Source organism: Paenibacillus sp. EKM10P, from assembly GCF_011800655.1.
GTDB classification, from domain to species: domain Bacteria; phylum Bacillota; class Bacilli; order Paenibacillales; family Paenibacillaceae; genus Paenibacillus; species Paenibacillus polymyxa.
Genome location: NZ_JAALET010000013.1, coordinates 49,572 through 64,573 on the forward strand (window position 1 = coordinate 49,572; position 15,002 = coordinate 64,573).

The window sequence follows — 15,002 nt, forward strand, 5'->3', positions numbered from 1 at the left end:
TTGAAATTATTGGAAGTAGGAATATAATAGAGTTATGCAAATTGTAAATGTAATCGCTCTATTTACAATTTGTGATTGATTTAATTTATAAAAAAGAAGCTACTTTGAACCGAAAACCAAGTATACATATGCAAATAGTTAAATATCACTTTACGGACATGTATCGGTCAATGGGTTCATTGTACGAAGGTGGTGATACGGTCTACGCGCTTGCGCTCTAGTCAACGAAGAATTGGAGATAAGAATAAAAAATGATCTAGGAGAGGGATGAATTGAAATGAAAACAAACACAGCTAAAGTATTGAAAAAGGGAATGAGTATCGCTTTATCCGGTATGTTAATCGCGTTATTTGTCGGCAATTACTCTGCCCATGCAGCTCCAGAGGTCGTTCACAAGACCATACTTGTAAAAGCTGGAGAAGTATACGATGGTAAAGGCAAGACCGTAGTGGCTGACCCCGATACCTTGGGAGATGGAAGCCAGAAAGAGGCTCAAAAGCCTATCTTTAAGCTAGAAAATAATGCAACGCTGAAAAATGTGATCATCGCTGCGCCTGCTGCGGATGGTGTGCATGTATATGGCAATGGCACCATTTCCAACGTAACGTGGGAGGATGTCGGTGAAGATGCATTGACGCTTAAAGAACCAGGCACGGTGAATATTACAGGTGGTGGAGCGTTCCATGCATATGATAAAGTATTCCAAATCAATGCCGAAGGCACGATTAACATTAAAAACTTTAGAGCCGATGATATCGGTAAGCTGGTTCGCCAACTTGGGGGCTCTACGTTTAGAGTGAATATGACTTTGGATAACTCGGATATTTCCAATGTCAAGGATTCGATCCTCAGATCGGACGGTCCTAACAGCAAAGCTAAAATTACGAATACTCGTTATCATAATGTAAAACAATTGTTTAAAGGTTTTAAATCTGGCAATACGAGCGAGTCCGGCAATACTAAATACTAATCGTTAGCGTAGGATAGGAGTACGGATAGGAAAGGGGCTGTCCAACAGGTCGTATGATCTGATAGGACATGCCCCTTTTTTGGTATGTTAAGTTAACCCTGAGATGATCTGGGCTTCGTTCAGAACGAGGACTATGTTATGATCGTGCTATTACATTTTATACAAAAAAGTTGGGTGGCTATGAATCTATTTCATCAATATGTGAATCATGATGGTACTTTAAATGATATGATGGTGCGCAGTCGTGAAATTTTATATACAGGTACGAATGGCCGACATGTGGAACGTTTTTACGTGTCCTCCTCTGAAAGTTATATATTTAAACCCCTGACCAATGATGATCAGAAGGGACGGGAGAGATGGGTGTATGAGCATGTGCTTCCAGCATTATCACCCATATATCCCCAATTGCTAGCTTGTTCCGATACAGACGCAGATGGCGGAGGAGAATGGATGGTGTTTGAGGATCTTGGTCCGTTACATCATCTACATGCAGACGAAACCCTATTGCAAGCTGTTGGACTTGTCGCAAGGTGGCATGCTTTGCCGCCGGGTCGTTTTGCCGGGATGCCACTACGGGGACCGAAGCCGCTCATCCAGGAGATGGTTTCCGAGCTGCACACACGCAAGCCAGATATGTTAGAGCTTGGCAGCTCACTCGGTTTTTCGAAGCAGCAGATGCAGCGTATTTATGCACAGCTGGAGCATCTATCTTTTTCACACCAGCTTGTACTGTCTCATGGTGATCTTCATCCGGGGAACTATGCGTTGAGTGGGGAGAGGCTAAGGGTGCTGGATTGGGAGCATGCTCATCTAAACACACCGCTGTGGGATGTATATCACCTAATCGACATGTCGCATCCGTTGTTCCCTCGACGTATGACGTCTGAATTGCGTATTCGTATGCTGGACACCTATCTGGAACAGCTGGAGCTGTTGGGGATAAAGGGTGATCGAACGGCATTTATACAGGAGTATGGTATGTTTGCTGTGGTATTTTCGCTCTGGATGCTATTGCTAATCACAAGTGATTTGCAAAGGATGGGTACAGAACTGCATAGAAATAGCGACAAATGGTCAAAAGAGCAATTAGAGTCCCAATTGGATGCAACGTTAGCTTGTTTAAACCAATGTACAGCGATGATGGATGGGGTACAAGTCCAACCATGCAAGTAGTGGCTTAAGGCACAGATTCTATATAGTCAGCCAAAGAAGGTAGGGAAATAAATCCATGAAAAAAGTCGGTTTGGTCATGAGAAAAATACAATTTGCTGAAGCACAAGGGCCTCGTATTTTTGCAGAACGTCTGAAGCAGATCGGATTGGAACTGGGGGTAGATATCGTATTTGTATCGCCGGAGCGCCACGTAAGTAGCCATGACTGGCTTCCAGGCTATGAGCATGAAAAGAGTGACCTGGTCAATTATGACATTGTACTGGATCAACTGCATGAGCAGCAGATTGAGCACGTTATTTATACGGTATCTGGCTTTACTTATTTGAACATGTTTTTTAAAAACAGCGTACTCTTTCCACATAGTTTTCCAGATCCGGCACTGACAGGCTATGAGATGATGAAGCCTTTTTATCAGATTGTGGACAAGGCTATCGTACAGACTGCCTTTCTCAAGCAGGAGATGGCCTCGAAGTTTGGCGTAACCGATGTGACAGTCATCCCGATCGGATTTAATGAGCGGCTGGTGGAAAAGCATTTTGATCCCTCACAAGTGGTGGAGAACCGGGTGATGTGGATTGGTAGAGATGAAGAAAATCGGCGTCCGGATCTGGTGCTGGAGTATGCGCGGCATAATCCTGACAAGGATGTCTATATGGTGTTTGGTGGTGAACGCTACAAGGAGAGCATGAAGAAGTACGACATCCCGGACAATGTAAAACTTCAATTTGCATTGACGCAAGACGAGGTGTTTGCACTGATGAACACAGCGAAGGTGTATTGGAGCTGCTCCAAATTCGATACGTTCGCAATGCCGCTGACCGAAGCGCTCGCGATGGGGAAAATCGTGGTGAAACCCGAGCACCCTTGCTATGGGCACATCAGCTCTACGCATTCTTTTTCAGGAAATGAGAAAAACTGGTTCGAGCTGGTCAATATGGCTGCGGCTTCACCTCGCCGGGTTTCTGCGGAGAATCAGACATACGCCATGGAACAGTTTTCGAGTCAGGTGATGAAGCAGGGATACCGAGACTTTTTTGATGATTGGTTAAGCTGAACGACGAGGCAGGATGCGTGGATGTAGACCATAAAAAAGGGACTTTCGCTCTAATGAACGAAAGTCCTTTTTCTTATGACTGTATCTCTGCTATCGCTTCAGTATGAGCGGTCTTGCGATCCATCATGTAGCTGACCAGCATCAGTAGCAGACCGCCGACAGTAATGAGTGATGCAACCCATGGAATGGCGGGTAGCCCCATTTGGTTAATCACGACTCCTCCGATAAAAGCACCGCCTGCGTTGCCCAGATTCAATGCGGAATGGCTGGAGGTAGAGGCTAGCAAAGGAGCCTCATAGGCCAGATTCATGATACGAACCTGAATCCCCGGCATGATGCCGAATGCGGCAATCCCCCAGATAAAGACAGTGATCACGGCCAGTACCTTGTTTTGAAGCGTAAACGTCAGAATGGCCAGAATAATGGCCAGTACAGCATAGTTTGCAACCAAGGACGGAAGCAGCTTCCAATCTGCGAGCTTGCCGCCAACGATGTTGCCAATCGTGACACCTAGGCCGAACAGGACGAGAATCCAGGTAATGCTGTGTTCGGCAAAGCCACTAATATCCGTAAGCATGGGCGTAATGTACGTAAAGACAGTGAACAAGCTACCACAGCCAACTGCACCTGTCAGCAGCATCAGCAGCACTTTTGGATTAAATAAGCTCTTGACTTCTTGCTTGAGACTGGAAGGCTTGTCCTGCTGAATCACCGGAATGTAACGAATAATACCGAAGAGAGAAATCAAGCCGATCACAACAATGGCTCCAAAGGAAGCGCGCCAGCCGAGCTGCTGTCCGATAAAGGTGCCGAAGGGCACGCCAATAATGTTCGCTACCGTCAATCCGGTTAGCACCATAGAGATGGCCCCTGCCCGCTTATCAGGACGGACCAGCCGGGCAGCGATCAGGGAACCGGCACCCAGGAAGGTTCCGTGCGATAACGCAGTAGCCATACGGGCCGCAATCAGAAGCTCGTAGTTAGGAGCAATGACGGAAAAAAGATTTCCTAGAATGAATATGGACATCAGCAGACACAGTAGCTTCTTTTGTGGAACCTTATGGGTTAATACAGTAAGCACAGGTGCACCAATGGCTACACCAAGCGCGTAACTGGTGATTAATTGCCCGGCTTGCGGAATCGTAACATGAAGATCATGGGCTACATTGGGCAGAAGTCCCATAATGACGAATTCGGTCATGCCGATGGCGAAGGCACCAAGGGTTAACCATAGCAAGGAGGGGGGAAAGCGATTAGCTGTCATATTTTCTTGAGTACTCATAAGTTTCTTGTATCCTCCTGAAAAAATAGTAATGCGAGTATATCATTCCAGGCGACATCTGGCGACCCATTTTGCAAGAATTTTACATACTAAGCTGATAAGGTTTGTGTAATTTATAAATGCGACAGGTTGGAAGGAGCCAATTATGTTATTTTGGTAGTATGATATGAAGATAGGGAATGACGTTGTAAGGAATAATCCGGGGAGGATATAACGATGACACTTAAAGTGGTACATAGTATTACGGACTTAATCGGAGATACGCCTTGTGTGCGGCTGCAACGGCTCACAGGACTGCAGGATGCGGAAGTATATGTGAAGCTGGAGTATTTTAATCCAAGTGGTAGTGTTAAAGATCGGGCCGCGGGCAACCTGATTGCCGAGGCGGAAAAGGCGGGGCATCTAAAGCCCGGAGGCACCATTATTGAACCGACCAGTGGCAACACGGGAATTGGTCTTGCGATGAATGCGGCAGCCCGAGGTTACCGCGCAATTTTGGTGATGCCTTCGAATATGACGAAGGAACGGATCAATATTTTAAAAGCCTACGGGGCTGAGGTCGTACTGACACCAGCGGAAGAACGGATGCCAGGAGCGATTCGTAAAGCTCTTGAACTGGGGACAGAAATTGAAGGGAGTTTTATCCCGCATCAGTTTGAAAATGAGGCCAACCCCGATATCCACCGTACAACCACAGCACTTGAAATTTTAGAGCAGACGGAAGGAAAGTTGGATGTGTTCGTCGCTTCTTCGGGAACGGGTGGGACCATTACGGGAACAGGTGAAGTGCTGCGCCAGCATTTGCCGGATCTGCGGATTGTTGTGGTCGAGCCTAAGGGTTCGCCCGTACTGTCCGGGGGAAAGCCCGGTCCGCATAAGCTGGTGGGAACGAGTCCGGGCTTTGTTCCTACCGTGCTGAATACGGAGGTGTATGACGAAATCATCCAGGTTTCCGATGAGGATGCGATTGCTGTGACACGAGCAATTGCTGCTCAGGAAGGGATTCTCGTCGGGCCCTCCAGCGGAGCTACAATATGGACGGCCATTCAGGAAGCTCGGCGTTTGGGAGCAGGCAAACGGGTACTCTGTATTGCCCCGGATACCGGAGAGCGTTATCTGAGCATGGGGATATTCGGATAAAAAGATGCGAATCGGGACCAAAGTGATTCGACTCATTTATATGTAAGATCCAGCCTCATTAATCGAAGTAACATAAGTGAATTGGCGATATGGTAGATTCTTTTTCAATGGAGGAACATAAACATTGAATACATTCTTCCCTAATTCATAAGACGTACAATGCTTCATTATCTTTTTCCGGCTGGATTCCATCCATAGACAAGAGAACGCCACCGTTTTGTTCTGTCGTTTCGGCCAGTATCGTATGAATATGGTCATCGAGATTGGCAGCCATAGGAACTTGATATCTCAACAGATTTTGGGTGCTTGTTTGGGATGTCGCGTGCATGTAGTGTCATCAGTCAGTTCCTTTGCAGTCATGTCCTGTTTGAAGCGCAGTTGGTCCACATGATCCAGCACATCGTAGCCATAGGACGAGCGCTCTATGCTAAGCAACTCTTCTTCACCTGATTTATACGAGACACCCGTATAGGAACATACCGGATTCTTGCAAGCATATGCCATGCTCCAAGCGTCATCGTTCCGCTCCGTGTCGGTATTTTTTATGCCATGCCACATGGGCAGCAAAATGACTGCAATTTAGGAGGTTTGGAATACCTTTCAGGAATAAAGTATAAAAAACGGGAGAATTAGATATATTCTTTATTCATCGACAGCAAGATATTACATACGGTTACTCACAATGAACGTGATTTAGGGGTACCACTGAAATCATGTTTATTAGAATTTAATTCAGAGAGGAAGAGGAAAATGAAAGTAGATCAAATGTTTGACCTTGATTTAAGAAAGAGCTATGAGGCCAGTGAGCTTAGCCCACAAGCTTCAATCATCAAGACAACCATTAAGGTATCCAAAGCAGTATGTAAAACTCTTACCTGTATCTGTACCGGTTCTTGTTCCAATTGTAAATAATTCATAAGCGATTCGTAAGTCAGGGGTAGTGAAATGGGCTACCCCTACTTACATTATGGAGATTGCATGATAAAACCTAATATATACAATTGGCATGTAGTCCGGCTAACCGATCATTTTAGTTGTGGTGCAACTGTTGGTCAGCCGCTTACTATCCTGTTTATTGATACAGGCGTCGATAAATCCCACTCAGAGATCCAAGGTAATCTAGTTGAGGCAGAATGCAAGTCATTTGTACCTTATGAGCCTTGTATAAGCGATTACGTCGGGCATGGTACACAAATGGTTAGCTCTGTTACCGGCAAATATATATTGAAGGGGATATGCCCTTTCGCTCGGGTTGTTGTCTACAAAATTACGGACAAAAAAGGAATAAGCAAGCTTGAATGGTTGTATAGAGCGCTGGAAGAGGGTATTGCTAAAGGATATCCAATTATCAACGTCAGCTATCGTACAGAATATGAGGTCGACTTATTCGAGTTCAATAGGTTTCAGGCTTTGGTTGACTGCGCCAATGCGCAAGGCATATGGGTAGTCTGTTCCGCAGGAAACGATGGACGCGATATTACGCAGGAGTACAGAGTACCTGCGAATTTAAAGGGAGTATACCCAATTGGATCAACTAATAAGAACGGGGATATCTCCGGGTTCAGCAATACGCTCAACGATCAATTTTTTGCGCCGAGTGGTGATGAGTATGAAATCAATTACAACAATGATTGGGTAATGGTTGCCAAATCGAGCTTCGACACAGAGGATTACTTATACGAAGTGCTGGGATTTGACAAAGCATACACAGTGGGTATCGGTACGAGTATTGCCAGCGCCTTATTCAGCGGAGTTGTTGCCTCTCTTAGCGGAGAGCTTATCGCGCAGGGGATGAATGCCGGACGCACAGAAATGGAGTGTCTGCTCCGTCAAGGCGCGAGACTGATTGATGTTCAGCGGAATTATTATGAAGTAAGCCTTGCCGGTTCAATTCGTGCTTTAAGACAGATGAGAGGTTGATTGCATGTTGGAGAACTTTGAAATCTCGGAAAATTACATGTACCGGAAAACGTTGCTTGGCATGGAGCATTATACGCAGATATTTGATCATGAACAACTAGATGATGATGAATACCTTGACAGACTTGTACGGTTCGTTCAGCAGCAGGGGTTGATAGATTCCATTTATGTCTCCAGCCCCTCGACCTACGCTGCACTGCAAAGCCTGGAACAAGGCAGAACATTGAAGTCCAAAAAAAAGCGGAATCTTATCCTAAGTCTAAGCAAGTTCATTTCGCGGGCAATTTGTAGACCAACACCGTTTGGACTGTTCGCGGGAGTAGGCATTTCCCGATTTGGAAAAACGGGAGGCGCCGGGGAACATGTCGTCTGGGCAACTCCGGATTATAGCCTAATTTACCGCTTAATAGGGCTTTTCCATGGGGATGCGGATGTCCGCAATGAATTGAGACTGAGTGTAAATAACACCTCTTACATTGACCATCACAGGCTCGTCATCTCTTATCAGACTCTGTTTGCAGCAGATCAGGAGGAACGAAGCACTGAAAATATATCTATTCTCAAAACCCCGGTCATAGATTTCATCATGAAGATCCTTGATAAAGAGCAGCAGACTTTTCTGCAGCTTATGCAAGCTATAAAAGACGCCTTCGGTGTGGATGACACGATCAGCACAGATTTTTTGCAGCAATTGATAGAACAAGGCTTTTTAGTAAGTGAGATGATTCCCAATCCTCGGGATAGCGCTCCTCTGGAGCATCTGATACGTACACTAAAGCTGCTTGCTGCTCCCAAGGCAGCATATTACTCAGATATTTTGGAGAGAGTTGGACAAGCCATTCAGGACATTACAGTTGCTGCGGTCAAACGCGAAGGCATTGAGGCTGTCCGAAAACTAGTCCAGCTTATCCTTCCCGATTATCAGGGCGACTTGGTCAAAATAGACGTAAGACTGAATCAGGTAAATGAAATTCTATTGTCGGACAGCGATAGGCAATCGTTGTCCCAAATAGCTTCAATATTGAGCATGCTTTCTACGTACAGGAAAGAGGATACACTTTCCGACTATCGTCAGCAATTTACTGAGAAGTACGGAGTATATGAAGAAGTGCCCTTATTGCAGTTGTTCAGTAAGACCTTGGGGCTCGGCAAACCTGAAGAGTACAAGAGCCACTACCAGAACGGAGATAAGTACAGGTACAAGGATGAAGGCAGGTTCCGACAGCTTAAGGCGCTAATTGCGGAGTGGCAGACCGAAGCGCTTGTCAATCATTCGGATATCGTGCTTGACGAGGTCAAAATCCAACAGCTGTCTGAATTGAGTCTGGAGAATGTCCATGTCTCGTTCGATTTGTATTATTCCTGCATGGAGAATGAGCAAGGTGAAGTTACGTTTTATTTAAACAACAGAGCCGGATCATTGGAAGCGTGTCAGAGCTTCGGAAGATTTGCCTACATGTTTGACAAGGATAGCCGTGATGAAATCTTCAATTTTGTCAGGAACCCGAAGGATCAGAAAGCAGGGGAGAGCGCCGCTGAAATCTCATTTTACCCATTCAGTCCCAAAATAACTAATATTATGACGGCAGGCCCGACACCAGACCAATCTATGGATATGGCCACGTTTCCCGAGAATCGGAAATTAGATGTTTCCCAGCTGCTGGTAGGGGTGGAGGATTCGGGATACTTTTATCTGAAGCACAGGGAAACAGGCGAACTGGTATTTCCCAAACTCAGCAGCATGTACAATACAGAGCTGGCGCCTTATCTGATCCGGTTTCTGAATGATATTAATCTGCAGTATCAGACCGGATGGTCCCATCTGGAGGAGTATCTCTATGATTCTTCTTTTACACCGAGAGTAACCTATAAAAATATCATCATCTGCCCCAAAAAATGGACATTATATGCGGATAAACAGCTCCAGAGCGAAGAACAGTTTCTGGCCTTTCTGGAGGATTGGATCATAAAGTATAACATTCCGCGATATGTATATTTGGTGGAGCTGGACAATAAGCTGTTGCTGGATTTGGATCGCCATCATCATCGAAAGCTTTTGCACAAAGAATATACCCGGAATCCGGAAGGCAAGGCGGCCGTTATTATGGAAACGGAGAAAGAATTGTTCGCTTCCGCTAACCGATATATGGAGGAGTGCGTATTTTTTTGCAAAAGCCCGATGTTTCAGTACTTGCCGATAGACAGATTGTCTGCACAGGCTACCGATAAAAGCTTAAATAAAGTGCTGAGTTCTTCGGTGAATGCCGTTTATTATCCAGGTTCGGATTGGATATCCCTGCAGGTATATTACAATCAGGAACTGCTAACCGATTTGCTGGGCAGTGCATTTAAGACATTCATGGACAATAGCGCCGAGTACTTCATTGACCAGGTTTTTTTTGTCCAGTATGCAGATAAGGAGCCGCATATCAGGCTAAGGTGCAAAATGTCGGGAAGCGTAGAGCATCAGCGTTTCACGGCCTTGAACTATGTTTTTGATTTCCTGAATACTGTAACCTCGTCCGGATTGGTTAGTTCCTATTCGGTTGTTCCTTACCGGCCTGAAATTTTGCGGTATGGCGGCACAGCCTTCATTGAACAAGCGGAGAGGTTATTTGCTATCGATTCTTATCTAGTTTCAGGCTATTATGCAGGGAAGAGGTCAATTAATGCAACCGATCAGATGTTATTTTGCTGCACCGGACTTTTTGAGGTTGTGAACTGCGCGTATCCGCTGGTAGAAGATCAATTGAAGGCTATGGCTGCGATTATTGATCCAAAGAAATTCAGACAGGAGTACCGGGAACACAAAGAAGCGCTATTCCAAAGGATTCAACAGACCCGTTCCATATCCTTGCCAGCAAGCGATACAGGCGACAGGTTGCGGCAATACGCTGCATATTTCACGGCTATCCGGGAAGCTGACGACAGAACCAATTACTACGATGATATTATGTTCAGCATCATGCACATGTTCTGCAACAGAGTGTTCGGCCTGGACCGGGAAAAAGAAGAGCTTGCCCTACACCTATGCTACTTCAGTTTGGAAGATTATTTACAGGTAAGCAAATATCATGTTGCCTATTGAGGAGGAGCTTATGGCGGTCAAACAAGTCCCGGGAAATTTATCTGAAATAGTCAGGCAAAGCGCAGAAATTTACAAAGATATAGATACTGTAACCCTGCTAATCAAGAAGCACGCCATGCATGATTACCCTGAAATGGAGCTGATATCGCTGGCTTCAGGATACCCCGGGATCAGCCTTCTTCTGGATAAACTAGATGAAGTCTACCCGGGGGAAGGGTGGGATGCGCTTGCTTTCAAGTACAATCAGGAGATTGTGCGCTTAATCGGCAATATACCGTTCCATTCATTGTCACTGTATACCGGATTGGCAGGTGTTATTTATCTGTTCAACGAGTGTTCAAGAGGTTCAACAAGATATACGAATGTGCTCTCACAGACGCTGGATATGTTTCTTAGCAGCTATGGGGAATTCTATGAGGAGACAAGGGGGAAATTGGAAGACTCCTTGATTGAGGATAGCGACTTGGATTTGATTTCAGGATGGACGGGGATTGCAGCTGCATTAATGGAGGTTAAGGAACGCCAAGACAGATACGCTGGGAAGCTGGATGCGGTGCTCCTTAAGATCCTTCAACTGATTACGGATGCTGTAGGCAAGCTGAGACATTTCGGGGAACTTCCCGAACAGACCATTTACTATAATCTTGGTATGGCGCACGGAATTACAGGAGCCATTAATTTGCTGGCTGTTGCACATCTCCGCCGCTACCCGTTAACAGGATTGAGAGAAGTACTGGAAGTTGCCAAGACTTTTCTACTCGGAAATATCAGAGAGTGGAACGGCACCCTTGTCATACCTAATATGTTCACACCGGATGAATCCGCAGAGACTAGTCGGAATCCAGGTTATCACAGAGATGCATGGTGTTACGGCACACCGGGAGCTTCTGTGGCTATGTTCCGGCTGGGATTGGCCCTGGAGGACAAAGCGCTGCAGCAGCAGGCTCTGCAATTGTTCAATACCGTCTACTCCAGACCAGATTCGCTAAGAAAGGTAATTTCACCGACGATCTGTCACGGCTATGCAGGCTTGCTCCTGATTCAGCACCATTTCAGCCGTACGGCAGCCATACCGTTCAAGAATGATTTTTTGCATCGTATGTTATCATACCGGAATACTCAAGAAGCAGTATCCTTTACAGACCTTGAGGGAAGCGTCGATGATCCGTTATCTCTCGATAAAGTAGGCCTGCTCGATGGATGTGCAGGTGTATTGCTGACACTGCTGACCTGTGATAATGAGAACTTGAGTACATGGAAGCAGATGCTGGTATTTAGCTAAAAGGAGGAGACGGTAATGTTCATTTTATTAAAAGAAATTATTACAGTCATGGTGGGACTGATTACCGATTTTCTCTCTTTTCAACTGGATGCATATTTTTATATTTGGTTTCTGGTCCTGTTTATTTCAAGCTTGGCGGCGACCCTGGTTCAACGAAGCGAAGGGACTATTACCTACAGCACAGCCGAATGTGTCGGAATAAATGTGCTAGTTGTCGTATTATACCTAGTAATCGGTACAATTTTGGCCAGATACTTTGCAAGTTTTGAGGATCAGCAGATTGTTGCTGGAGATAAGATTATGCTGTATAAAATTTCTTTTATGCTTACATCCGCTGTAATTATAGTGGATATTATACTAGATAGGTTGAAGAGAGGGCGGAAATTCTCCTACTCTTTGGAGTTTCTTGCCGGAAGCGCCGTGTGCTTCTTACTGTTTCAATTAAGCAACCAAACGGACTGGATAGGAACTAAGCTGTCGCTCTCCTATATTGTCATGGTAGCGATAGCCGCAGGTGTCTATACAATGGCAATGAAGTTTTTGCTAGAATACGAAAATCACAAAGAGAAATAGGTGATTAAGCCATAATGGAATTGAATATGGAGAGCACGGCATATAAAAAGATCGGTGAAGAAAAACAAACGGCCCATTCCTTGCTGGAGTTAATCAAAATTGCGAGATGGCCCAAGCTTGCACTTGCTTGGAGCATCGTATTTACACTGATTTCCGCCGCTTTTTCATTAGTATTGCCGATCATTACAGGCAAGCTTGTCGATAAGATCTCAGCTATGGAGCTGACGATCCAGACCGCAGCTGTGCTTATTTCGCTGTTTCTGGCCGGAGGGATTTTAAACGCCGTGTCTTCTCTGCTCCTCAGATATGTGGGGAGCAAGTTTTTTCAGGAACTGCGACTGAAAATTTGGGAAAAAATTATCCATTTGCCGGTTAATTATTTTGATAACAACGAGAACGGCAAAATCATCAGCAGAATGACGAACGACCTTGCTATTGTAAGTAATTTTCTGGCTATCACTCTGCCTTCTATTCTGGCTGATGTCCTGATGGTCACTGGTTGCATCATCATGTTATTTGTATTGGATTGGAGATTAATGAGTGTACTCGTTGCTCTGATTCCTATAACGGCGCTACTAATCTATCCCATTGGAAGAAGGATGAATAGAGTAGCGGTTGAGGCACAGGATGCAGCCGCAGATTTTTCTGGTGAGTTATCCAAAATTCTCTATAACATCAGATTCATTAAAGCGACGACGTCGGAAAAGCTTGAAATGAAATATACTCGGGAGATACTTGGACGTATCTTTCGCTTGAACATCAAAGAGGGAATATTGTCGGCTGTCATTGAGCCGATTGTCACAATTATCATCATGCTAGCTTTGGTAGGAATGTTTTGGTATGGAAGCGCCGGCATTGCCGCTGGACATATCACTACAGGTACTTTGGTATCCATGATCTTTTATTTGTTTACAATGGTTTCGCCTCTGACCCAGCTCAGCAGTTTTTTCTCGCAGTATCAGAAGGCCAAGGGAGCAAGCAAGGAAATTTATATCATATATAACCAGCAGGATGAGAAGCAAGAAAAGTTAGGCAGTGTGCCGGACATGAAAAGTCATGATCAGAATTCGGATATCCTGCATTTTGCCAATGTTTCTTTCTCGTACAACCAGGGCCAACCGGTATTATCCAACGTAGAGTTAACCTTCAGAGGCGGTACCACTACAGCGATCGTAGGGCCTTCCGGCTCGGGAAAAACAACAATATTTTCTTTAATAGAGAAATTTTACTTAGAATATAATGGAGAAATCTATTACAATAATGTATATTTGGATAAGATTAGGACGGAAGAATGGCGTCGCAAAATATCCTATGTTATGCAGGATAGTGACTTACTGGTAGGATCAGTGAGAGACAATCTGGTATATGGCCTAAACAGAGACGCGGATGACCATGAGATTTATGCGGCTCTTGATACAGTAGGCTTGAAGGAGGTAATTTATCAATTACCGGATGGTTTGGATACCTTTGTTGGAGAAAGGGGAGTCAAATTATCGGGGGGACAGAAGCAGCGAATCCAGATTGCCAGATGCTTGCTTTCAGACCATGAGATTCTGCTGTTTGATGAAGCTACCGCCAATCTGGATAGCGAGTCAGAGCAGCTTGTACATGATGTAATCAGGCTTCTCTCCAAGAATAAAATGACCATTGTTATCGCTCATCGTTTGTCAACCATCTACAAAGCGGACCAGATAATCTTTTTGGATAAAGGAGAAGTAACGGGGGTAGGCACGCATCACGAATTAATGAGTTGGCATGATAAATATCGTGATTATGTTCAATTCCAGCTTCCCACACAATTAAGTTAGGGAGGGGCGGTGGCGTTGTATCATCAATTGTCAACGTGGATCATTGATAAATACTTTCAAGACGAAGAATTGGAAGCGGAGAAGCGTGCTTATGTGCTTTATTATCTAGAGAACATACTGGCTGGCACAGAAAAAATACTTCTTGTATTGGTCAGTGCCTGTTTGCTCGGTGTATTAGCCGAAACGGCTGCGATGCTGCTTTCCTATACAGTGGTCCGGCGAAAGTCCTTTGGCTGGCATGCTCGCAAGTCGCATCATTGCACCTGGGTCAGTCTACTGACCTTTGTGTTTGTTCCCTGGCTCTTAAAGGAAGTAGAATGGAACCGCTTTTTTTTGGCGACGCTCTGTCTGCTTTCTATCATTCTAATTGCCAGATACGCTCCGGCAGATACGGAGTGCAATCCATTGGTAGATCCGAAGTTCAGAAGAGCATGCAGATTACAAGCTATCTTTTTAAGTATAGTGTTTGTTTTCGTGGCCATCGCACTAGATTTTTATCCTTGGTTAATATTTGGGCTGTTTCTTGAAGCAGTCGTCATCACACCAGTATTCTATTCCATAATGAGAAGGAGTTATGCCAATTATGAACAATATCAAGAATATTAAAGAACACAGAAACAACCATACCCAGAGACTCAAGGCTAAGCTACTGGAGCATATGAGTAAAAGAGGTGAAGGAGGAGGGATTTGTTTCGGATTGTTCTATGAA

14 protein-coding genes are annotated in these 15,002 nt (G+C 44.9%); 11 read left to right on the forward strand and 3 right to left on the reverse strand.

The genetic code is table 11. From position 1 onward, the window contains the following. Positions 1 to 277: 277 nt before the first annotated feature. From HFE01_RS22245 to HFE01_RS22255, 3 genes are all read left to right on the forward strand, one after another. Positions 278 to 970 (forward strand): pectate lyase, encoded by a 693-nt coding sequence (locus HFE01_RS22245; RefSeq protein ID WP_016819868.1) that lies wholly within the window; start codon positions 278 to 280, stop codon positions 968 to 970. Between the two features lie 138 nt (positions 971 to 1,108). After that, the gene (locus HFE01_RS22250) at positions 1,109 to 2,146 is read left to right on the forward strand and encodes a phosphotransferase family protein (protein WP_181955935.1); all 1,038 of its coding nucleotides are present in this window, start codon (positions 1,109 to 1,111) and stop codon (positions 2,144 to 2,146) included. Between the two features lie 55 nt (positions 2,147 to 2,201). Continuing rightward, the gene (locus tag HFE01_RS22255; protein ID WP_019686235.1) at positions 2,202 to 3,200 is read left to right on the forward strand and encodes a glycosyltransferase; all 999 of its coding nucleotides are present in this window, start codon (positions 2,202 to 2,204) and stop codon (positions 3,198 to 3,200) included. Between the two features lie 73 nt (positions 3,201 to 3,273). Here HFE01_RS22255 and HFE01_RS22260 read toward each other — a convergent pair whose 3' ends face one another. Next, on the reverse strand, positions 3,274 to 4,482 hold the full coding sequence (locus tag HFE01_RS22260; protein WP_016819870.1) for an MFS transporter: 1,209 nt from the start codon (positions 4,480 to 4,482) through the stop codon (positions 3,274 to 3,276). A gap of 216 nt (positions 4,483 to 4,698) precedes the next feature. Between HFE01_RS22260 and cysK the strand changes: the two genes are divergently transcribed. Next, positions 4,699 to 5,622 carry a cysteine synthase A gene (gene cysK / locus HFE01_RS22265; RefSeq protein WP_117288403.1) on the forward strand — a complete coding sequence of 308 codons (924 nt, stop codon included), beginning with the start codon at positions 4,699 to 4,701 and terminating at the stop codon, positions 5,620 to 5,622. Between the two features lie 145 nt (positions 5,623 to 5,767). Here cysK and HFE01_RS27105 read toward each other — a convergent pair whose 3' ends face one another. Then, on the reverse strand, positions 5,768 to 5,914 hold the full coding sequence (locus tag HFE01_RS27105; protein WP_169050236.1) for a hypothetical protein: 147 nt from the start codon (positions 5,912 to 5,914) through the stop codon (positions 5,768 to 5,770). Beyond that, positions 5,911 to 6,126, reverse strand: a complete 216-nt coding sequence (locus HFE01_RS22270) for a hypothetical protein (protein WP_016819873.1) — start codon at positions 6,124 to 6,126, stop codon at positions 5,911 to 5,913. The genes HFE01_RS27105 and HFE01_RS22270 overlap by 4 nt, the downstream gene beginning before the upstream one ends. Before the next feature lie 246 nt (positions 6,127 to 6,372). Between HFE01_RS22270 and HFE01_RS27110 the strand changes: the two genes are divergently transcribed. The 7 genes from HFE01_RS27110 to HFE01_RS22300 all read left to right on the forward strand — a co-directional run bounded on the left by HFE01_RS27110 (position 6,373) and on the right by HFE01_RS22300 (position 14,899). Further along, entirely contained in the window at positions 6,373 to 6,534 is a 162-nt protein-coding gene (locus HFE01_RS27110; RefSeq protein ID WP_080561132.1) for an epilancin family lantibiotic, read from the forward strand. Positions 6,535 to 6,600: 66 nt separating this feature from the next. Continuing rightward, complete coding sequence (locus tag HFE01_RS22275; RefSeq protein WP_243208233.1) at positions 6,601 to 7,542, forward strand: S8 family serine peptidase; 942 nt, start codon at positions 6,601 to 6,603, stop codon at positions 7,540 to 7,542. 4 nt (positions 7,543 to 7,546) lie between these two features. Then, positions 7,547 to 10,630: a lantibiotic dehydratase gene (locus HFE01_RS22280; protein WP_167438516.1), complete on the forward strand. Its 3,084-nt coding sequence runs from the start codon at positions 7,547 to 7,549 to the stop codon at positions 10,628 to 10,630. 10 nt (positions 10,631 to 10,640) lie between these two features. After that, the gene (locus HFE01_RS22285) at positions 10,641 to 11,912 is read left to right on the forward strand and encodes a lanthionine synthetase C family protein (protein ID WP_167438517.1); all 1,272 of its coding nucleotides are present in this window, start codon (positions 10,641 to 10,643) and stop codon (positions 11,910 to 11,912) included. A 15-nt stretch (positions 11,913 to 11,927) separates the two neighbouring features. Beyond that, positions 11,928 to 12,485, forward strand: a complete 558-nt coding sequence (locus HFE01_RS22290) for a DUF5823 family protein (RefSeq protein ID WP_016819877.1) — start codon at positions 11,928 to 11,930, stop codon at positions 12,483 to 12,485. A gap of 14 nt (positions 12,486 to 12,499) precedes the next feature. Then, positions 12,500 to 14,293 carry an ABC transporter ATP-binding protein gene (locus HFE01_RS22295; RefSeq protein ID WP_167438518.1) on the forward strand — a complete coding sequence of 598 codons (1,794 nt, stop codon included), beginning with the start codon at positions 12,500 to 12,502 and terminating at the stop codon, positions 14,291 to 14,293. Positions 14,294 to 14,302: 9 nt separating this feature from the next. Continuing rightward, on the forward strand, positions 14,303 to 14,899 hold the full coding sequence (locus HFE01_RS22300; protein WP_242210537.1) for an accessory gene regulator AgrB: 597 nt from the start codon (positions 14,303 to 14,305) through the stop codon (positions 14,897 to 14,899). Positions 14,900 to 15,002: the final 103 nt, after the last annotated feature.